Genomic DNA, 20,374 nt, shown 5'->3' with positions numbered 1-20,374 from the left:
CAGAAAAGTTCAATACTAAAGTTGTTTTTAACAAAGATAAAACCTTAACCATTCACATCAAAAGAGATCAAATAACTCTTGAAGATGAAATAAAAATAGGAGGTCAAGAAATCAACAAAGAAACTAACTTAGAAGAGTTCACTTTTCTTATGGAAGAAGAAATAGAGATTCCAGAAGAAACGAGAATGGCTTTAAAAGTTACAGAAGGAGTCACCAAAATTGCAACTGGTGCATATCCCGTTACAGTAACAGAAAAAGAATTTATAATCACTCTTAAACTTATATAATCATGGCAGTGCTTGTAAAACGAAGTGTTTTGTTGGTGTTTTATTATAGAGGTCAAAAGGTAAAAAGGGATTTTTAGAACCTAATGATCTAACATAGTTTAAGGATTATATTGCTTTTGAGCCAAGTTTTAGCTCTTTTATTATATAAAACGAGGTAATTAGCTGAGAAACCATATATAGTAGTTAATATACTGATATGTAGTGATTTGGTTTTTTTTAAACTACAGGGTATTCCTGAAAGCAGACTCGTTATTCATGAATCTAGACTGGTAGTATTTGCATAACACTTCTATATTCCTATACATTTACACTGTTGATAATAAAGGTCTTTATAAAAGTATTTAGATAAACAGTTTAGAAAGAATATCCAATCACCATTAAAAAATAAAAAACGTGACACAGAAATATAAATAGTACAAAAAGGGAAAGCCTCTACTAGGTAAAGGCTCTCACAGGTTTCGCTAAAAACCAAAACAACGTTAGTTGTTATATCGTTGTAAATATAAATAAAATACTTGATATACACATACTAGGCTGTTTTGAAGAGTGTGCAGCTTATACACTTTAAAAAGTCGTGGTCGCCGAAAAACGTATAGAGTAGGTGTTTTATTTAAAATTTATAATAATGAAAAATTTAAAGAATATAATTAGTTGTTTAATCTTAATTACTGTATTTAATGCTAATTCACAAAACCTAAATATTGATTGGAGTGATAATGGAAATTCAACAGTCCAAAAATATAGTAATTCGGAAAATCCTTTTGACACTGCTGGTAAGAAACATAATATCTTGGTGTCTGAATTTCTCAAAATCAATAATTCTAAAAAACTAAGCGTTGAAGAAACAATTTCTTTGGCAAATGATTTTTGTGATGCTAAGGAATTGGACGGAGGAAGGCTAACAATGGTTCAATTTAATTACGGAATAAAAGATATTAAAAATAATTTTAGCGGTGTAGTTGAGCGATTAGATATATCAAAAATGGGTAAGTTTAAATTACAAGAGTTATTTAATTTTATGGTTCAAAATGGAACAAAAGGAAATATTTCTATCGAAGAGGTCACTAGTTATATAGTTTCATTCGAAAATTCGGTGTTGAAAAATAACTCTTTGAATAAAAAAGACAAAGAAGTAATCTTGAGTTCAACTTCTGTGGCTAGATTTTCTCCGGGCTTTTGGTATAACTATAATAGTGCTGATACTACTGGTCAAGCTAAAAGAACGCCAGGTTGGTTGAGATGGTTGATTGTTGGTGCAGCAGATGTAGCTGGTGGTGTTGCAGGAGGCGGAGCTTTTAGTGTTGCAACTGGAACAGCCGCAAGTCTTGGAGCTAATCAATTAGTTTCAACTGTAGATAAAGAGAAATAGTATTATATAGCAAGTGAGGCAGAAGTGTTTCACTTGCTTTATTTTAACAATTAAATAAAAATCAATAACATGAAAAAATTAAATATTTTTGGAGCATTATTCATAATGCTATTATCTGTTCAAATTATATCAGCCCAAGATGACTTTTCTGCTGATGTTACAATTTATCAGCAATTTATTAAAGAAGATTCAGGAACAAATGTTCAAGGTATTCTAGGTTATCACTTTACAAAAGATCTTAAATTAGGTATAAAATTTGGTAATTCTTGGATGGAAAGTGAAGACTTTGATTTAGATTACAATCTACAAAATTATGGACTTCAAGCTAATTACTCCTTTGCAAAATCAGAAAAATTTCAAATAGAAAGCATTTTTGGTTTCTCTTATCTTATTTATGATAATTCTGATATCGTTGAAAATGATCAAGGTTTAGGTATAGATATGGGAATTCAAACCGTATTCAATACGCATCGTTCATTTAATTATGGCTTATCAATAATTACAACTTATAATAAGATTACACCTGGCTCTATAATTAATGCAGGAGCATTCCTTAGACTGAAATTGTGAAAACATTTTTAACTATTGTTATTACATTTCTCGCTCTATCTAGTTGTCGCGATGAATATATAAATAAAGAATTATATTTATTTACGCGCTCTACACGTTTGAAACAAGGGTTCATAGCAGAAGATTTCAACATTACTGATTCGCTCTCAACGCATATTGGCATAGGTTATAAAAATGATGATGATTTTGTTATATATCATGTGTCAAATGAGCGAGTAATTAATCATTCTTCGCTAATGTCAGAAACTTTAAAAGAGTTCATAGCAATTGAAGATGTTCATTATTATTCAATTTGGAAATGCGACATTACACAATCTGAATATGATTTTTTATTTAGCGAATTATTATCTCTAAGTAAAGAAAGGATTAATTTTGATCATGATTTGGTTTTAGATAATGAGGACTTGTATTGTTCCGAGTTTGTTTATAGCATTTTGGAATTGGTTAACAGGGAAAAATTTTTCTATAAACCTATAAAAAAGCCTTTAACCCTATTTTATATAAGTATTTTAAAGAGAGACAATTTAGAATACATACCTGTAGATTTTTTCACTGAAAATAAAATGTTCGAAAAAATAGAGGAAAATTTTATGTAAAATAACTCTATCTGATTTATAAACCATTTTGTGATAATTTATAATTATATAACTACATAGTTAGTTCTTTTATAATTTCAAATCTGTCTACGAGTTTCTAAATCTAGTATAATGTCAGTTTAGGGAACGTAATCCAATTAAACAAAATGAAAAACCTAATAACTATAGCACTGCTATGCCTACATACTAGTGCCTATTCTCAAGAAGAAATAAGGGATCGTAGTATCGATGCAAATCTGTCTTTTGGAAAATATACAGACTGCCTAAGACCGGGTGGTATTTGTACTTTTAAAACAAATGAAGCTACAGAAAAGTTCAATACTAAAGTTGTTTTTAACAAAGATAAAACCTTAACCATTCACATCAAAAGAGATCAAATAACTCTTGAAGATGAAATAAAAATAGGAGGTCAAGAAATCAAAAAAGAAACTAACTTAGAAGAGTTCACTTTTCTTATGGAAGAAGAAATAGAGATTCCAGAAGAAACGAGAATGGCTTTAAAAGTTCCAGAAGGAGTCACCAAAATTGCAACTGGTGCATATCCCGTTACAGTAACAGAAAAAGAATTTATAATTACTCTTAAACTTATATAATCATGGCAGTGCTTGTAAAACGAAGTGTTTTGTTGGTGTTTTATTATTGAGGTCAAAAGGTAAAAAGGGATTTTTAGAACCTAATGATCTAACATAGTTTAAGGATTATATTGCTTTTGAGCCAAGTTTCAGCTCTTTTATTATATAAAACGAGGTAATTAGCTAAGAAACCATATATAGTAGTTAATATACTGATATGTAGTGATTTGATTTTTTTTAAACTACAGGGTATTCCTGAAAGCCGACTCGTTATTCATGAATCTAGACTGGTAGTATTTGCATAACACTTCTATATTCCTATACATTTACACTGTTGATAATTAAGATCTTTATAAAAGTATTTAGATAAACAGTTTAGAAAGAATATCCAATCACCATTAAAAAATAAAAAACGTGACACAGAAATATAAATAGTACAAAAAGAGAAAGCCTCTACTAGGTAAAGGCTCTCACAGGTTTCGCTAAAAACCAAAACAACGTTAGTTGTTATATCGTTGTAAATATAAATAAAATACTTGATATACACATACTAGGCTGTTTTGAAGAGTGTGCAGCTTATACACTTTAAAAAGTCGTGGTCGCCGAAAAACGTATAGAGTAGGTGTTTTATTTATAAATTTATTAAAATGAAGAATTTAAAGAAAATAATTTCCGTAATGACTCTAGTGCTAACTATGTTTATAGGGTCTAACGCTAGTGCTCAAGAGCTTAGTGCATTAAGCAAGGATACGACTTTTATTTCCTATGTTAAAGATCAACTAGAGTTCAATAAAAACAGCAACATTGAACTAGTTAATGAACTGGCAAGCCAAGAGGAGATGGGAGAAGGTCAATTAGAATTGTTTTACGAAGCTTTTAAGACAAATGATAAAGGTTACGCCAGTTTTGTCAAAACACAACAAGGTAGACTTAATGTCCTTTACCAAGTTTATGAACTTGAATCGTTATCAGCGGAGGATTTGAGCCCTTATTTTGAGGATACTTTAACACAATTAGGTGTAGGGCAAGAGCAGAATCAAACAATGGGAGATAATTGTGGGAGAAGATATAGAAATACTTTAGCTATTAACCTAGGTACAGCTGTGGTTGCTCATTTAGGCTGTGGATTTGCTGATATGACTGTAGTTGCAGGGTTAATATGTCATGGAGCTGTATATCTTGTTCATTCTGCTGCGGATGACAATGCGTATCTCGACTATCTAGATTGTATTAAATAGTAGTACAGTAGTACTAAATAATTAAATCAATTAAAACATTATTAAATGAAAAAGATCTCAAATTTATTACCGTTAATATTAGTAGGAATATATTTTACATTAATCCGGACTAACGATAGTATTTCTTTTGTTGTAAAAATATTAATACTGATTTTAATTGTAATTATTTCTCTTTTTATAGGATATCAAAAATACAAAAAGGATGACCTTACTAGAACAACCATTATAGGTGTAATAGTTTCGATTCTAATTGCTATATCAATCTTTTTTTACTACACATCTAAAATAAGTTAGATATAGAAAAGTAATAATAATATTATATCTCACCATATTTAAAATTATAATAAACATGGTGAGTTTTTAAAAATCAAAAATCATGAAAAATCTAACACTCATAGCCCTGCTATGCCACGCAACTAGTGCCTATTCCCAAATAGAAATAAGCGATACGGCTATAGACGCCACACTTACTCTAGGAAGACAAGGAGCAGACTGTCGAGATCGTGGCGCCTGAAGTTTTCAAGCAAATACAAGCTTAGAAAACTCTAATACAACAGCCGTGTTTAACCTAGACCAGACTCTAACTATTTACATCCATAGAGATCAAATATCGTTGGAAGATGAAATAAAAATAGGAGGTCAAGAAATCAACAAAGAAACTAACTTAGAAGAGTTCACTTTTCTTATGGAAGAAGAAATAGAGATTCCAGAAGAAACGAGAATGCCTTTAAAAGTTCCAGAAGGACTCACCAAAATTGCAACTGGTGCATATCCCGTTACAGTAACAGAAAAAGAATTTATAATTACTCTTAAACTTATATAATCATGGCAGTGCTTGTAAAACATATCGTATTGTTGGTTATTATGTTTGCAAGTGTTCATCTTTATGCAAATATAAATGACCCTAATGAAGAGATAACGATACTCTTAGAAGAATTAGGTTCACAACTTGAAGAAATTCAAGGTGTTTATGAGGTAAAAAACATCATTCTTCAAGAAAGATTGATAAGCCTTTCTAAGTCACTACAAAACGAGAATACCACTACAGACTATAAAGTAGCTATTCTAATAGAAAAGGATCATATACAAAGCGAACTAAAAACAAATGCTCTTTCTGAATCGTCAGACATCAGTAAAATAAGATATCTAAAGGGATTACAAATTATTAAAATTCTCTATGAGAAGACCTTAACTTTAGATCATCATTTCTCCTCTGTGGCTACCTTTAATGAAATGAATAATTTGAGTAATCCTAATCGATATCCTGAGTTTGTTAAAATGAAGGATGACATGACTAGCAAACAAGATAAAAGAGAAGGCTTTAACCTGACTAATATATTAGGTAATAATATTTATACTTCGGTAGTGCATACGGTTGTTTCATTATTTAGCAATTCTAATGTAAGCAAAACAGAAAAAGAAGCTAGTCTAAAGGAGGTAGAATGTATTCTTGATTTTACGTTGAGAATGCACAATGATTTGAACACTATCTTTTTTGAAACTTCATTTCTTCAAAAAAGTAACGATAATGTAATTAAGGAATTAGAGCAACTATTTGTAGATTATACGAAACCTATTAAATATAAAACTCCTTTAAAAGAATGTAGAAATAGCGATGATTGGGATGAAGTAAGGGAAAATTTAAAAAAGTATCTCAATGAGTTAGATAAGGCTATAAAAGACGAATCGCAGCGGTACAGAGCGCATAAAATGCAAATCAATTTAGAGTTTCCTATAGATCGTTTGCTACAATTCATTACCATATATAACGGTCATATAGATCAAGGTGGTAAGTTTTATGAAAAGTTTGGAATCATGCTTAATAGCTATGAGAACGAGCAACAATGTGCCACAAAAATCCCAGCTGAATATAAAAAGCTAAAAGAAAGTATAGCGATTAGTATTGAAAAATTCAATACGGCATACAAACCAGTTGAGATTAATGGTAGTAAAATGAAACAGATTTTATACGGTATTAATGAGTTTGATTGATGTGTTTTGAGTATCCTATAGCACAGCAGTTTTCCAATTAAAAAAGTACTTACCACGAGCTTAATTTAAATCTGTAGACTCAAGTCATATCGCTTTCGTATTTTTAACAAGATTACCTTAAATATATATTCTGGCAACATTTCCACACTATCGACAATTGGATCAAAAAGACTGCGGTCCCACCTGTCTTAAAATCATAGCTGGACATTACCAGAAGTCCATAGACCTACAGCGTTTAAGAACGCTTTCTGAGACCATAAGAACAGGAAGCAACCTGCAAGGAGTGAGCAATGCTGCTGAGGTGATAGGTTTGCGTTCTCTAGGAGTTAAAATCAATGTACAACGACTAGAAGAAGCACCATTGCCCTGCATCTTGCACTGGAATAAGAATCACTATGTGGTCCTTTATAAAGTAACCAAATCAAAAAGGTTTTTCAGATCAAGTAAATCGATCTTGACTGCTCCTTCGACAAGCTCTGGACAGTGGGTTGATCTGACAACGGTTTATCACATCTCAGACCCAGCACATGGTCTTTTAAAGTATAATCAAAGAGAGTTTCTAGACCACTGGATCGGTAAAGATGCTACTCCATCAACTGAAGAAGGTATTGCGTTGCTTTTAGAACCTACTCCTGCGCTGTATGAACAGGAAGATGCTGGCGATGAGAAAAAGGAATTTGGTTTTTCCATACTTTCTCGCTATGTTTTTAAATACAAAAAGTATTTATGGCAACTGGTTTTAGGGTTGATCGCCGCCAGTATATTGCAATTGATTTTTCCGTTTTTAACCCAAAGCATTGTGGATATAGGGATTAAAAATCAAGACGTCCCCTTTATTTATTTGGTGCTTTTTGCACAGTTGGCTCTTTTTATAGGGCGCACCGTAATCCAAGTCATACGCAGTTGGATTTTATTGCATTTAAGTACCCGCATCAACATCTCTTTGGTATCTGACTTTTTTATCAAGTTGATGAAATTGCCTATTGCCTTTTTTGATTCACGAGTTACTGGAGATATTTTACAACGCATCAATGACCACAGGCGTATAGAGCGTATTTTAACTACTTCTTCTCTAGATGTGTTGTTCTCTATGGTGAATCTGGTTATTTTTTCTATCGTGCTGCTGTATTATGATCTGAGGATTTTTGGCGTATTTGCATTGGGTAGCGTCTTGTATTTTTTATGGATCGTAATATTCTTAAAAAAGCGAAAAGACCTGGATTACAAACGCTTTGCACAAGTAAGCCAGGAACAAAGTAAAGTGATCGAGATCATCAATGGAATGCAGGATATCAAATTACATAATGCCGAGAAACGCAAACGCTGGAATTGGGAATTTACACAAGCGAGATTGTATAAAGTTGCCGTGGAAGGACTTGCACTGGAACAATACCAGTCGGTAGGTTCGGGGTTTATAAATGAACTCAAAAACATTATTATTACGGTATTGTCGGCTACTTTGGTAATTTCTGGAGATATAACCTTGGGTATGATGCTTGCCATTAGTTATATAGTCGGCCAATTGAACGCACCCATAGGTCAGTTGATAGGTTTTATAAAAGAATGGCAAGATGCCAAAATCTCTCTAGAACGACTGGGAGAAATCCACAATAAAGAAGACGAAGAAAGCGACCCTACACAAAAAATAAGCGACTACTCTACCGATGATGATATTCATTTAGAAGATGTATCCTATCGTTATACAGGAAGTGAACAATTGGTTTTAGAAGAATTAAATTTAACCATACCAGCAAATAAGATTACCGCGGTGGTAGGAGTAAGCGGCAGCGGTAAAACGACCTTAATGAAAATGCTGCTTAAATTTTATGATCCTATAGAAGGAACGATTAAAGTAGGACAACACAACTTAAAAAACATATCTCAAAGTGCCTGGAGAGAAAGCTGCGGTGTGGTGATGCAAGAAGGCTATATTTTTAATGACAGTATTGCACATAACATTGCTGTAGGTGATGACTTCATCGATAAGAAAAAACTGGCGCATGCTATTGATGTAGCAAATATCAAAGATTATATAGAGTCCTTACCGCTTTCCTACAACACACAAATAGGTATGGAAGGAGTAGGACTCAGCACCGGACAAAAACAACGTTTATTAATCGCTAGAGCCGTCTATAAAAACCCAGATTTCCTATTTTTTGATGAAGCTACCAGCGCACTAGACGCTAACAACGAAAAAGTCATCATGGATAAACTCAACATTTTTTTCAAAAACAAAACCGTCATGGTCATCGCTCACCGGCTAAGCACCGTAAAAAATGCAGATCAAATCGTAGTGTTGGACCAAGGTAAAATAGCAGAACAAGGTACTCATGAAAGTTTGATTGCAGCAAAAGGGGACTACTATCATTTGGTCAAAAATCAGCTGGAATTGGGAAGTTAGAATTATGATTTGAAAAATGTCAGTTTGAGCGCAGTCGAGAACGATTGTCTCGTTCAAATGCTTTTCAAGAAGAATAAACCTCTCGACGGCGCTCGAGGAGACAACATTTATATTATTGATCAGCTGTAATTAACAAGTCACATTTGCAAGCATTGAAGCACTCGAAATGCGGTTTTAAAAATATCAAGATAGAAAATAGCAAAGCCGTTATGCAACGGCTTGACAAATAAAAACAGATTTCCGCCTGTGCGGAAAATTAATATGCCAGACCAATTAGAAGACATAGAATTACGAAGTGAAGAAGTGCAAGAGATTCTCACAAAAGTACCGAGTCGTATCATTAGATATGGCAACACGGTATTTTTGCTGATTATACTTTTGTTGCTATTCTTATCATGGTTTGTAAAATATCCAGATATTATAGTTTCTCAGGGAATCATCACTACCGCTGTACCGCCACAAAAAGAATACAGTAAAATTACGGCAACTCTACAGCACGTTTTAATTGAAAATGACCAAGAGGTTCAATCAGGCGAGGTGATTGCTGTTTTAGAAAATGCTGCCAGTTATAAAGATGTATTGCTTTTAGAAAAAGTTCTGGATACCATTAGTTATGAGAAGAATAATTTTCAATTTCCAGTAGATCGTTTGCCCATTCTTTTTTTGGGTGATTTAGAAATTCCTTTTGCGGTTTTTGAAAATGCCTATATTCAATACCGACTCAATAAAGAATGGCAACCTTTTGATAATGATCAATTAGCAAATGAATCTACAAGAATACAGCTACAGGCGCAGTTGGGAAATATGCTTTCGCGAAAGCGGATACAACAAACAGAGTTAGACTTTAAAAAGAAAGAATTAGATCGCCATAAAACATTGTTTGAAAAAGGGGTTATCGCAGCACAAGAATATGAATTGAAGCAACTGGAATATGCGCAGAATGTGCGTTCTTTTCAAAGTATGGATGCGTCTATCTCGCAGTTGAGAAACCAATTAAGCAATACGTCCAGCTCACTGGAAGGCATAAAAATCAATAGATCAAGAGAAAATATACAGCTTTACAAGACATTGATTCAGTCCTTTACGCAGCTTAAAAAAGCGGTAAACGATTATGAACAATTGTATATTTTAAGAGCCACTATAAACGGTCGTTTAAGCTTTACACAATACTGGAAAGAAGAGCAGCAAGTCCAGCAAGGTGATTTACTTTTTACGGTGTTTCCAGAAAAGTACGAATCCTATATCGCCACTCTTAAAACACCCGTATTAAATTCTGGTAAATTAAAGCATGGGCAAAAGACCTTCCTCAAACTACAGAATTTCCCAGAGACAGAATTTGGTGTCTTAGAAGGAAAAGTAACGACCATTTCTCAAGTTCCAGATGCAGATGGGTTCTATTATGTACAAATATCTTTATCAAACACTTTAATTACTTCTTATAACAAAGAAATCCAGTTGCAACAAGAAACCAGCGTCATTGCAGAAACTGTAACAGAAGATTTGCGGCTTATGGAGCGATTCTTTTATCAGTTTAAGGAGGTGTTTTCTAGGTCATGATTTATAGAACTTGGAATATGGATATGTTTATTCAGATAAAAAACGTCAGGTTACAAATTGAGAAAGTCAGTACCGATAGCTATTGTTAGACGCCGCATCACTTCGATACTTCCGTTCGTTCTCGTTACAGCGAGAGTTCAGCACAATCAAGTGCGTAAAAAGGAACGGAGTTGATCTTATGGAGCACAGAAGAATCTGTGCCAGATGGAGCAAAAGCCTTGCGCTAGGCTTATCGAAATACCCAAAACTTTAGGATCATTTCGGTTTTCACTCATAAGAACACAAGGGTAAACGGCTCCTCATCTGGACAGGCGAAGACAGAATTTATCGCAGCGTCAGCCGGGATAAATTCAGTAATGGGGGACACAGAATTTGTATACATCTCAAATATGTAAGCCTAGTTCACGTTCTGTGCGGCAGCAACTTGTTCCTAGATGTCAAATGCTTTTTCAAAGAAAGAATATTGTTTTCGTTCTTGTAGACCATCGTATAGCAGGCCAGTAAAAAAAGTTGGAATTCCGTATTTTATAAGATTTAGAATTCGGGTTAAGAGGAGCAGTTTTTTCTAGACCCTACATAGTATAGGCCATCCCAGAATCTATCAAAAAATTGATTTATTTACTCAAAAGGAAAACCACAGGTTATAAATTGAGAAAGGACTACCGATAGCTATCGGCAGATGTTGCATTACTTCGTTACTTTCGTTCGTTCTCGTTACTGCGAGAGCTCAGCACAATCAAGTGCTTAAAACCACTACTGGTTTTAGCGAGATCGCTACATCGGTACCGAGCTCCTTTTTGTAAAACAATCTAAACGGACATGTGATGTCCAGTTGGGTATAAAGAGGACAAGTTAGGGTCCATTTAATCCTAAGAATAGGGCCCAAAAAAATCGGCTTAAGAATTTAGTTGAATTCCTAAGCCGATTTGTAATGGTGTATCAAAGCAAATTTATGCGCTGGCATTTATTTTTCTATTCATAATAAGGTTGAGGTAGAGGTTCAGTTTCTTTTTAAGTTCATTTCTAGGACAGATAAAGTCTAGAAATCCTTTTTCAAGAAGGAACTCTGCTGTTTGAAAACCTTCTGGAAGTTCTTTTCCTGTGGTATCTCTTACAACTCGCGGTCCCGCAAAAGCAATTAGTGCTCCAGGTTCTCCTATGTTGATATCTCCTAGCATGGCAAATGAAGCTGTGGTGCCACCAGTAGTAGGATCGGTACACAAAGATACATATGGGATTCCTGCGTCGCTCAATTGGGCAAGTTTTGCACTGGTTTTTGCCAGTTGCATGAGTGATAAGGCTGCTTCCATCATGCGCGCTCCACCAGATTTAGAAATGATCAGGAATGGGATGTTGTTTTTCAAAGAATAATCTGCCGCACGAGCGATTTTTTCTCCTACAACACTACCCATAGAACCCCCTATAAATGCAAAGTCCATACAGGCGATCACAAGATCATTACCGTTGGATTTACCTACTGCGGTGCGCACGGCATCTTTAAGTCCAGTTTTGCTTTGTGCAGCTTCAATACGGTCTGTATATTTCTTAGTATCCTCAAAATTAAGTGGGTCTTTAGAAACGATATTAGGATTTAATTCTTTGAATTTATTATCGTCAAACAATATTTCAAAGTATTCGTTACTTCCTATTCTTACGTGATAGCCATCTTCTGGACTTACATAAAAATTATTTTTAAGTTGATCTGTATCTACAATTTTACCAGTAGGGGATTTATACCACAGACCTTTAGGCGTGTCTTTCTTTGCCTCTGTAGGTGTTGTAATACCTTTTTTATCTCTTTTAAACCAAGCCATATCTTACTAGTTAAGAGTTAGGAGCAAAGAGTGATGAATTTCACTCTTGCTCCAACTTTTAGTTATATAATAATTATTTATAATTCCCCACTCTTTAGGCATGTGCTGCGCATTTCGATACCTCGATAAACGCAGCACAGGCTGGTCTAAGGGGTAGGGAAAAGAAACTCTTTTACAATGTGTTGACGTTGTTTAGATCTTCAAAAGCTTGCTTTAACCTAGCTTTAAAAGACATTTCACCTTCGCGCAACCATTTGCGGGGATCATAATACTTTTTGTTCGGTGAGTCTGAACCAGATGTATTTCCTATTTGAGAAAGTAAGAATTCATTATTAGTATCCATATATTTTTTGATACCGTCTGCAAATGCCCATTGAAGATCTGTATCAATGTTCATTTTTATAACTCCGTAACCTATCGCCTCTCTTATTTCTTCTAGGGAAGAACCAGAACCACCGTGAAACACAAAATCTATATGGTTGTGTTCTACATTATATTTCTTAGAAATATATTCTTGTGAATTTTTCAGAATTTTAGGGGTAAGTTTTACATTACCAGGCTTATAAACACCGTGTACATTACCAAATGCTGCTGCGATTGTAAATTTGTCACTTACTTTTTTAAGCTCTTCATACGCATAAGCCACCTCTTCTGGTTGAGTGTAGAGCTTAGATTCATCTATATCGCTATTATCTACACCATCTTCTTCACCACCAGTAATTCCCAATTCTATTTCTAGAGTCATGTCCATTTTTGACATTCTTTCTAGATATCTTTTACATATTTCTATGTTTTCTTCTAGTGGCTCTTCACTTAGATCTATCATGTGTGAAGAGTATAAACTTTTCCCGCTTTCGCGAAAGCGTGCTTCACCTGCATCTAACAAACCATCAATCCAAGGAAGTAATTTTTTTGCACAGTGATCGGTGTGTAAGATAACACTCGCACCATATGCTTCGGCAAGTCTGTGGACATGTTCTGCACCAGCGATACCTCCTAGTATGGCAGCTTTTTGATGCTCATTGTTTAATCCCTTTCCAGCATTGAAAACAGATCCTCCATTTGAATACTGAATGATTACGGGAGAGTTTAATTCTGCAGCAGTTTCCATTACCGCGTTCACGGTATTAGACCCTACTACGTTTACTGCGGGAAGCGCATAACCGTTTGCTTTTGCGTGATGGAATATTTCCTGAACTTGGTCGCCAGTGGCAACTCCGGGTTTAATTTTATGACTCATGTTTCTCGATTGATGAATAACAAAAATAAGCAAAAATAAACGCCTAGTTGTAGATTGTTAGAAAGGATAATTAATCCCTACGTTAAGAACAGATCTAGAAATTTTGAATTCCTTGAGCCATCTTCTGTTTTCTTCTAAGGCTGGGTTGTACGTCTTGAAACCCATATCAAATCTCAAAACAAAGAAACCAAAGTCGTAACGCAAACCAATTCCAGTCCCTAATGCTAGATATTCAAGGTCTCTAATACTATCAAAAATAGCGTCGGGATCGTCTTCACTATCTAGTACGTTGTAAATGTTACCTACGTCTGCAAATACAGCGCCTTTAAAAGCGCCTGAGATAGGAAACCTGTATTCAGCATTAAAAGCTAGTTTCATATTTGCTTCATTGAAATCATTAAGTCCACCTGTTTTCCCTGGCCCTAATTCATATGCTTGCCAGGCTCTATTATCATTGGGGCCACCAGCAAAAAAGGATCGTATAAATGGGATGTTATTAGAATTGCCATAAGGAATGGCAATTCCTCCAAAGGCTCTAATAGCAAAAACATGTTTGTTAAACAATTGCCAGTGCTTGACGTAATCAATTTCTGTCTTTACATACTGGCTGTACTCTACACCAAATACGCGTCTCGTGTTGGCATCATTCTTATTGATACCTGCCAGACTGGAAACTCCAGAAAGTACATTTCCTGCGGCTTCAATTCTCATGTTAAATCTAGAAAATTCGTCGTCATAAATACCTTCTCGATTATTACGAGTCCAGCTGTAACTGGAAGAAATGATTAAGTTATTTTGTGAAAGTCTATTTCTACGTTCCCGTATATTTCTTATGATTTCTCTTTGTTCGTCATTTGCTCCTAAATTTCCTGCTATCGCGTCAGTAATGAATGCGTTAGTGCCATCTGGAACAGTGAGGTTGCCACTGGTGTTCACATACGTGGGATCGTTGATGTTAAGATCATTTGCAAGGTCATTCACGCTGCCATAACTACTTCGATACACATTGAAAAAATTCCCTGGATCTAAATTGCGCACGTATTGAGCGTTGATAAGGTCTAATCTGGTGCTTTTTGTAGGGGTCTGTCTCCAGTTATAGGTAAGTGCACTATTGAGACTCTGCTTATCAAGGCCTATATTAATCTGACTAAAGTAACCGACTGATAAATTAGACGACGGAGACATGTACTTAGGTATTAAATGATTGACATCAAAAGGTAAGAACAATCTAGGAAAGCTCAATCGAGCATCTGCTCCTAATTCTTGAAGATCAAAGAATCTAGAATTTCTTGTCGCTGCGTTCGTGCTCGCTCCTATGTTACCTCTAAAAGAAATATCTAGCAATTCACTACCTCTAAATAAATTTCTAATCAACAAAGAAGTATTTAAACCTACTCCTATTGCTTGAATGTTACTATGTGTTGTTTCCACTCCATAAGTAAATTCAAATTTCTTTTTTGAAGTCAGTAGAACATTTGCGATAAGATCTGTACCTGTAGAGTCTCTTGGGTCTTCCACATATTTTATAGTAGGGTATGAGAAGCTTTGTAACTCTGTAATTCTTTTGTAAGTACGGTCGCGGTCTATATCTCTATATACATCTCCTTTATGAAAGAATATAGCGTCAGTAAGTGTAGATTTTCTGTATTTGCGTTTTCCGTAACGAAATATATTGTAATCTTCATATTTAAGGGTATCTGCTTCTTTACTGCCAGAAACATTTTGATAGTCGGGGATGATGTTTACTTCACTTATTTTATGAATCTTATAGGGAACAGTGAAAGAAGAATCACCCTCCTTAATTTCCCTATCTTTAATAATTAAAGTAATAGTTGCTTTATGACCGGTGTTAACAGTATCGCCTTCAAATCTTATGTTTTCCTTCTCCATGTGAAAAGCTCCATGATTGCGGAAGTAAGAGTTGAGTCGGTCTCTTTCTGTATTTATATTGGGTGTGAAATATTGTTCTTCCTTTTTAAGAATACTGCCTGCTTTAACGAGCTGATATAAGGAGTCAATTACGGGTGTCGTTATCTGAGTGCGGAGACTGTCTATTTTATAGGGTTGGTGCCTAGTAACGTAGTATTCAATACCAGCTCTTTTTGCTCTTTTACTATCTGTAATATTATGATCTACCTCGGTATTGAACCAGCCCTGACTCCAATAGAATGCTTTAAGCCTTTCTTTAGATTTTTCAATGGCCGTTTCTTCTATTAATGTAGGTGTTTCACCAGTTCTTTTTAACCAATTATTAAAATCTACTAAACTTTGACCTAGTCCTATGGTTTGTTTTTCAGAAAGGATGGCGTTGCGTCTCTTTAAACCTTCTGGATGTTCCTGCATCCATTTCAAATACATAGAGTCACGGTTAGGTCTTGCAAGGTTATAAATATGAAGACGCAGTGGTATGGTAAGTAAGCGTTGATTAGGTTGTAGAATGGGTAACGTAGGTACTCTTGGATCTTTTGGAGCCATGCTGTCCACGAGTATGGTGCTTTTAACAAGTAGTTGCCTGCCGTCAGGGACACGTTTAATAGCACTACAGGAAACCAATAAGATTATAAGCAGTATAAATAAGCCTATTTTTGCATGAAGTGCTGTTTTTTCCATAAGTACGATATTCAAAAATACGATTATAAATGGTTACTAAAAGCAAGTTACAGCTTATCAAATCTCTAAGTTTAAAAAAATATAGAGAGGAACACCAGCTTTTTATTGTTGAAGGGTATAAATCTATTAGAGAACTTGCTAGCTCTGGTCTTAGGGTGGAAGTTATCCTCATTGTTTCTGGCAATCATCATTTAGATCATCTAGAGCCTGAAACTGTTAGTGCAAAAGATATGAAGTCGATTTCTAATCTTAAAACACCTCCTGGATACCTTGCTGTTTTTAAAATGAATCAAAAGCAAAGCCTACCTAAAACGGGTAAAATAATTGCCCTCGATGGCGTTAAGGATCCAGGTAATCTAGGAACTATAATTAGACTGGCAGACTGGTTTGGGATTTCAGATATCGTTTGCAGTAAGGAAACAGTAGATGGATATAATTATAAATGTGTACAAGCAAGTATGGCATCTTTAGCTCGTGTGCAAGTTCATTATACTGATTTGTTGGCGTACGTAACGTCTTCTTTATTGCCAGTTTTTCCCACCGCGATGAATGGGTCAAGTATTTATGAGAAACCACTGCCAGAAGAAGGAATTTTAATCATGGGAAATGAGTCGCATGGTATAAGCAAGGAGCTTTTGAAAAAAGGCACTGCCATACGTATTCCTCAATATGGAACCTCGCAAAACACAGAAAGTCTCAATGTCGCTATGGCCACTTCTATCGCATTAGGCGAGTGGCTGCGTACCACGTCTACGTAGTTTTATAATAGTGCATAAAACTCCTAATTTTCCCCATTTACATTTTGATGTAAGATAGAGCCCTAACAAAAGCTATGCTTAGATGGTATACCTCAGATGAATGAAAAATAGGCTAAATCAAAAAGGCAGTATTTTACCACTTAATAGATGCTACTGGAAGGTAAAATTGATAAAAATACCTCTAGATTGCATGCTGGTAATATTTCCCGTCCATGCGCTGTTAGGATCTGTATCGCGTACGAGCTCATCACCCATTGCAAATACGCCTCTAATGGAAGGAGAGAACTTAAAATAGTAGAGGTATAAGTCAAAACCTACGCCTAATTCATAGTTAAAAACATTAGATGTTTGCCGGAACTGTCCAGAGCTATTGTCATCTGGATTATCTTCATTACTGGATAAATTACTCGACCAGGAAGCCCCAGCAACTACAAAGGGTTTCCAGTTATTAGATCTCTTGGTAGAAAATTTAATCAATAAGGGTATGTGAATGTAGGTGGAAGGGACTTCTCGCTCCCTTTGAGCTATAGTAGTTAATAATGGGTCTGAAAAAGTTAAGTTTCTCGTGGAAAAAGCAATTCCCGGCTCCAGTCTGATGTTAAAATAATTATTGATGCGCACGTCACCTACTAGACCTACATTAAATCCAGTACTGGATTCTGTGATGATCTCTTCGGTAATTTCATTATAATCAAATTTATAGTCATAAGAATTGAATCCTAAATAGTAACCCCAGCTCATACGCTGCTTGTCAAAATTTTCTAGATTCTTGATTTTTTCTTTTGAAAATAACTGAGCACTAGAGTTTTGAAAGGCTAATGCTACAATAATAATAATAATAAGGTGTTTCATATTATGCTTTTACTGCTTTATAAATGGTGGATGCACCATGAAATTGTAATTCGTTTTCTACTTCTTTAAACCCTACTTTCTTTAAAATATTGTTGAATTTCTCTCCGTATGGAAATTTTGAGGCACTTTTAGACAGATAACCGTAAGCAATCTTATCTTTAGAAAACAATTGTCCTAATATAGGAACCATAATACCAGAGTAAAAATAGTATCCTTGTTTAAACGGGAACTGAGTGGGAATACTTGTTTCTAAAATCACTAAAATACCTCCAGATTTCAAAACTCTTAGAATTTCTCCCAGTCCTTTTTCAAGATCTTCAAAGTTACGTACTCCATAAGAAACGGTTACGGCATCTATAGAGCCATCTTCAAATTGTAGGTTTTCAGAATCTCCTAGGACCATCTCAATACGGTTATCTAATTTTTCTTCCCTAACTTTCACCTTTCCTACCTCAAGCATACCGCTGGAAATATCAAGGCCTATAAGCTTTTTGGCATCAGTTTGTTGTGCCATTTTTATGACTAAGTCACCTGTTCCTGTAGCAATATCCATAATGACTTTAGGATGTTGAGCAGCAACTATTTTCACAACATTGTCGCGCCATTTTTGATCCAAACCCAGAGAAATAATTCTGTTAAGTCCGTCGTATTCACCACTGATGGTATCAAACATTTTAGTGACTTGTTCTTTTTTTCCAGAATTTTCTTCTTTATAGGGCTTTACTTCTTCTGACACAATTTTTAATTTAGAGGGGCAAAGATAATGCAGTGCGTTGAGCTTATTGCTATTTCGCTTTCGCGAAAGCGAGATAGTCATCTTTTTAGCCATTAAAAGCCATGCTTTTTTTACAAGTTAAGTCACATTCTAGTATCTTTGATATATTACAGATACGATTCTATGAAAATCATTATTGCAGGAGCTGGTGAGGTAGGTTTTCACCTGGCAAAACTGCTGTCCTACGAGTCACAAGATATAACGCTCATTGATCCTCTACAGGAGAATTTGCATTATGCAGATACCCATCTTGATATACGTGTCATGCGTGGAGATTCTACGTCTATAAAGATTCTTCAAGATGCGAGAATCGATCAAGCAGATTTAGTTATTGCAGTGACCAGTAGCGAGACGACTAATATTACCATTTGTGTACTGGCCAAGCAACTGGGCGCAAAACGTACCGTGGCACGTATTACCAACACAGAATTTTTAGACCATCAAGACGCTATAGGCTTTTCTGGTTTTGGGATTGATGAGTTGATCTCTCCAGAAGCATTAGCCAGTAAAGAGATTGAATTGCTGCTCAATCAAAGTGCCTTTAATGATAGTTACGAATTTGAAGATGGGGCACTTACTATGGTAGGTGTCAATTTGCAGCGCACGGCACAATTTGTTGGTAAAACAGTGCAGCAAGCTGGTGAGATCTTTCCAGAGATTCATTTTATGCCCATCGCCATACAAAGGTTTGGTACTCAATATACCTTGATACCTCGTGGGGATACTCAATTTAAAGAAGGAGATCAAGTTTATTTTATTACTACAGCTGGAGGTGTGGAAGAACTTTATAAACTTACGGGTAAAACAAAACATGCCATGCGCAATGTCATGATTCTAGGGGGTAGTAATATAGGAAAGCAAAGCGCGCTACAACTTTCTAAGGCCGGCGTAAATGTAAAGCTGATTGAGAAAGATCCTAAAAAAGCCTTTGACCTTGCTGATGCGCTTCCAGAAGTGCTGGTCTTAAATGGTGACGGCCGTAATGTAGAATTATTACAAGAAGAAAACATTCATGAAATGGATGCTTTTATAGCGGTTACAGGAAATAGCGAGACCAATATCATTTCCTGTCTGATGGCAAAAAGTAAGAGTGTAAAAAAAACAATCTCACTGGTAGAAAACATGGATTACTTCCAGTTATCTCACAGTATAGGAATCGATACTCTGATCAACAAGAAATTACTAGCGGCAAACAATATATTTAGGTACGTGCGTAAAGGTGAAGTCGTCGCTATGACAAAACTCAATAACATGAATGCTGAGTTGCTTGAATTTATTGTTCCATCAGAAAGTGCCTTGTGTGGTAAAACTATAGCAAATGCCGGTGTCCCTAGAAGTGCCATCATAGGTGGTGTCATAAGAGATGGTATTGGAAATGTAGTGTTGGGTAGCTTTACCATAGAGGCGGGAGATAGAGTAGTGGTTTGCTGTTTACCGAGATCTATCGCCCAAGTTGAAAAATTATTTTTATAATGACAAAGCTTAATTATAAGATCATCATCTTTATAATGGGACTACTCTTAGTCTTTAATGGTGGTTTTATGTCTCTGTCTGCATTAGTCAGTGTTATTTATGGAGAAAGTGAAGCTTTAGATATTTTTGCTGCCTCTGGTGTGGCTGTTTTCTTAGGAGCTTCAGTCATGTATCTGACGCGCCATCATATAAAAGAACTTCAAAAAAAGGAAGGCTATCTTATTGTCACATTAGGTTGGTTGATTATGGCTTTTGCCGGTACCATGCCGT

The 20,374-nt window shown here is 35.3% G+C and carries 18 protein-coding genes and 1 pseudogene; 14 read left to right on the top strand and 5 right to left on the bottom strand.

The genetic code is table 11. The features are described 5' to 3' along the window. From ACJAT0_RS08730 to ACJAT0_RS08680, 11 genes are all read left to right on the top strand, one after another. On the top strand, positions 1-287 hold a 287-nt coding region (locus ACJAT0_RS08730), incomplete at its 5' end, for a hypothetical protein (protein ID WP_415181355.1). 625 nt (positions 288-912) lie between these two features. Continuing rightward, complete coding sequence (locus ACJAT0_RS08725; RefSeq protein ID WP_415181354.1) at positions 913-1,656, top strand: hypothetical protein; 744 nt, start codon at positions 913-915, stop codon at positions 1,654-1,656. A 69-nt stretch (positions 1,657-1,725) separates the two neighbouring features. Beyond that, positions 1,726-2,226 carry an outer membrane beta-barrel protein gene (locus ACJAT0_RS08720; protein ID WP_415181353.1) on the top strand — a complete coding sequence of 167 codons (501 nt, stop codon included), beginning with the start codon at positions 1,726-1,728 and terminating at the stop codon, positions 2,224-2,226. Further along, a complete protein-coding gene (locus ACJAT0_RS08715; protein ID WP_415181352.1) occupies positions 2,223-2,822 on the top strand; it encodes a hypothetical protein in 600 nt (199 codons plus the stop codon). Before ACJAT0_RS08720 ends, ACJAT0_RS08715 begins: the two co-directional genes overlap by 4 nt. 146 nt (positions 2,823-2,968) lie before the next feature. After that, entirely contained in the window at positions 2,969-3,415 is a 447-nt protein-coding gene (locus ACJAT0_RS08710; RefSeq protein ID WP_415181351.1) for a hypothetical protein, read from the top strand. Between the two features lie 626 nt (positions 3,416-4,041). Next, entirely contained in the window at positions 4,042-4,632 is a 591-nt protein-coding gene (locus ACJAT0_RS08705; RefSeq protein ID WP_415181350.1) for a hypothetical protein, read from the top strand. Positions 4,633-5,008: 376 nt separating this feature from the next. Continuing rightward, positions 5,009-5,146, top strand: coding sequence for a hypothetical protein (locus ACJAT0_RS08700; RefSeq protein WP_415181349.1), 138 nt, complete (start codon positions 5,009-5,011; stop codon positions 5,144-5,146). 45 nt (positions 5,147-5,191) lie between these two features. Next, complete coding sequence (locus ACJAT0_RS08695) at positions 5,192-5,455, top strand: hypothetical protein (RefSeq protein WP_415181348.1); 264 nt, start codon at positions 5,192-5,194, stop codon at positions 5,453-5,455. Positions 5,456-5,457: 2 nt separating this feature from the next. Then, positions 5,458-6,624 (top strand): hypothetical protein, encoded by a 1,167-nt coding sequence (locus tag ACJAT0_RS08690; RefSeq protein ID WP_415181347.1) that lies wholly within the window; start codon positions 5,458-5,460, stop codon positions 6,622-6,624. A gap of 130 nt (positions 6,625-6,754) precedes the next feature. After that, positions 6,755-9,025 carry a peptidase domain-containing ABC transporter gene (locus ACJAT0_RS08685; protein WP_415181357.1) on the top strand — a complete coding sequence of 757 codons (2,271 nt, stop codon included), beginning with the start codon at positions 6,755-6,757 and terminating at the stop codon, positions 9,023-9,025. Positions 9,026-9,286: 261 nt separating this feature from the next. Further along, positions 9,287-10,582 carry an HlyD family efflux transporter periplasmic adaptor subunit gene (locus tag ACJAT0_RS08680; RefSeq protein ID WP_415181346.1) on the top strand — a complete coding sequence of 432 codons (1,296 nt, stop codon included), beginning with the start codon at positions 9,287-9,289 and terminating at the stop codon, positions 10,580-10,582. A gap of 950 nt (positions 10,583-11,532) precedes the next feature. Here the strand turns inward: ACJAT0_RS08680 and accD are convergent. From accD to ACJAT0_RS08665, 3 genes are all read right to left on the bottom strand, one after another. Further along, on the bottom strand, positions 11,533-12,396 hold the full coding sequence (accD, locus tag ACJAT0_RS08675; protein ID WP_374003397.1) for an acetyl-CoA carboxylase, carboxyltransferase subunit beta: 864 nt from the start codon (positions 12,394-12,396) through the stop codon (positions 11,533-11,535). Positions 12,397-12,568: 172 nt separating this feature from the next. Beyond that, the gene (gene fbaA, locus ACJAT0_RS08670) at positions 12,569-13,636 is read right to left on the bottom strand and encodes a class II fructose-bisphosphate aldolase (protein WP_415181345.1); all 1,068 of its coding nucleotides are present in this window, start codon (positions 13,634-13,636) and stop codon (positions 12,569-12,571) included. Between the two features lie 57 nt (positions 13,637-13,693). Further along, entirely contained in the window at positions 13,694-16,246 is a 2,553-nt protein-coding gene (locus ACJAT0_RS08665; protein ID WP_415181344.1) for a BamA/TamA family outer membrane protein, read from the bottom strand. A 29-nt stretch (positions 16,247-16,275) separates the two neighbouring features. Between ACJAT0_RS08665 and ACJAT0_RS08660 the strand changes: the two genes are divergently transcribed. After that, on the top strand, positions 16,276-17,004 hold the full coding sequence (locus ACJAT0_RS08660; protein ID WP_415181343.1) for a TrmH family RNA methyltransferase: 729 nt from the start codon (positions 16,276-16,278) through the stop codon (positions 17,002-17,004). 150 nt (positions 17,005-17,154) lie between these two features. Here ACJAT0_RS08660 and ACJAT0_RS08655 read toward each other — a convergent pair whose 3' ends face one another. After that, a complete protein-coding gene (locus ACJAT0_RS08655) occupies positions 17,155-17,856 on the bottom strand; it encodes a porin family protein (RefSeq protein WP_415181342.1) in 702 nt (233 codons plus the stop codon). A 1-nt stretch (position 17,857) separates the two neighbouring features. Then, positions 17,858-18,592 carry a bifunctional demethylmenaquinone methyltransferase/2-methoxy-6-polyprenyl-1,4-benzoquinol methylase UbiE gene (gene ubiE, locus ACJAT0_RS08650; protein WP_415181356.1) on the bottom strand — a complete coding sequence of 245 codons (735 nt, stop codon included), beginning with the start codon at positions 18,590-18,592 and terminating at the stop codon, positions 17,858-17,860. Between the two features lie 162 nt (positions 18,593-18,754). Between ubiE and trkA the strand changes: the two genes are divergently transcribed. After that, positions 18,755-20,104, top strand: coding sequence for a Trk system potassium transporter TrkA (trkA, locus tag ACJAT0_RS08645; protein ID WP_415181341.1), 1,350 nt, complete (start codon positions 18,755-18,757; stop codon positions 20,102-20,104). After that, positions 20,104-20,374, top strand: a pseudogene (locus ACJAT0_RS08640) (TrkH family potassium uptake protein); the annotation flags it as partial. The gene trkA and the pseudogene ACJAT0_RS08640, both read left to right, overlap by 1 nt.

The organism is Nonlabens sp. (genome assembly GCF_047636915.1).
Taxonomy (GTDB): Bacteria; Bacteroidota; Bacteroidia; order Flavobacteriales; family Flavobacteriaceae; genus Nonlabens.
The sequence above is the reverse complement of the archived record's forward strand: the minus strand, read 5'-3'. Positions and strand labels throughout refer to the sequence as shown.

Coding starts and splice junctions, on each gene's coding strand:
- ACJAT0_RS08725 (WP_415181354.1), top strand. CDS start 913: ATGAAAAATTTAAAGAATATAATTAGTTGTTTAATCTTAATTACTGTA.
- ACJAT0_RS08720 (WP_415181353.1), top strand. CDS start 1,726: ATGAAAAAATTAAATATTTTTGGAGCATTATTCATAATGCTATTATCT.
- ACJAT0_RS08710 (WP_415181351.1), top strand. CDS start 2,969: ATGAAAAACCTAATAACTATAGCACTGCTATGCCTACATACTAGTGCC.
- ACJAT0_RS08705 (WP_415181350.1), top strand. CDS start 4,042: ATGAAGAATTTAAAGAAAATAATTTCCGTAATGACTCTAGTGCTAACT.
- ACJAT0_RS08700 (WP_415181349.1), top strand. CDS start 5,009: ATGAAAAATCTAACACTCATAGCCCTGCTATGCCACGCAACTAGTGCC.
- ACJAT0_RS08690 (WP_415181347.1), top strand. CDS start 5,458: ATGGCAGTGCTTGTAAAACATATCGTATTGTTGGTTATTATGTTTGCA.
- ACJAT0_RS08680 (WP_415181346.1), top strand. CDS start 9,287: ATGCCAGACCAATTAGAAGACATAGAATTACGAAGTGAAGAAGTGCAA.
- accD (WP_374003397.1), bottom strand. CDS start 12,396: ATGGCTTGGTTTAAAAGAGATAAAAAAGGTATTACAACACCTACAGAG.
- fbaA (WP_415181345.1), bottom strand. CDS start 13,636: ATGAGTCATAAAATTAAACCCGGAGTTGCCACTGGCGACCAAGTTCAG.
- ACJAT0_RS08665 (WP_415181344.1), bottom strand. CDS start 16,246: ATGGAAAAAACAGCACTTCATGCAAAAATAGGCTTATTTATACTGCTT.
- ACJAT0_RS08660 (WP_415181343.1), top strand. CDS start 16,276: ATGGTTACTAAAAGCAAGTTACAGCTTATCAAATCTCTAAGTTTAAAA.
- ACJAT0_RS08655 (WP_415181342.1), bottom strand. CDS start 17,856: ATGAAACACCTTATTATTATTATTATTGTAGCATTAGCCTTTCAAAAC.
- trkA (WP_415181341.1), top strand. CDS start 18,755: ATGAAAATCATTATTGCAGGAGCTGGTGAGGTAGGTTTTCACCTGGCA.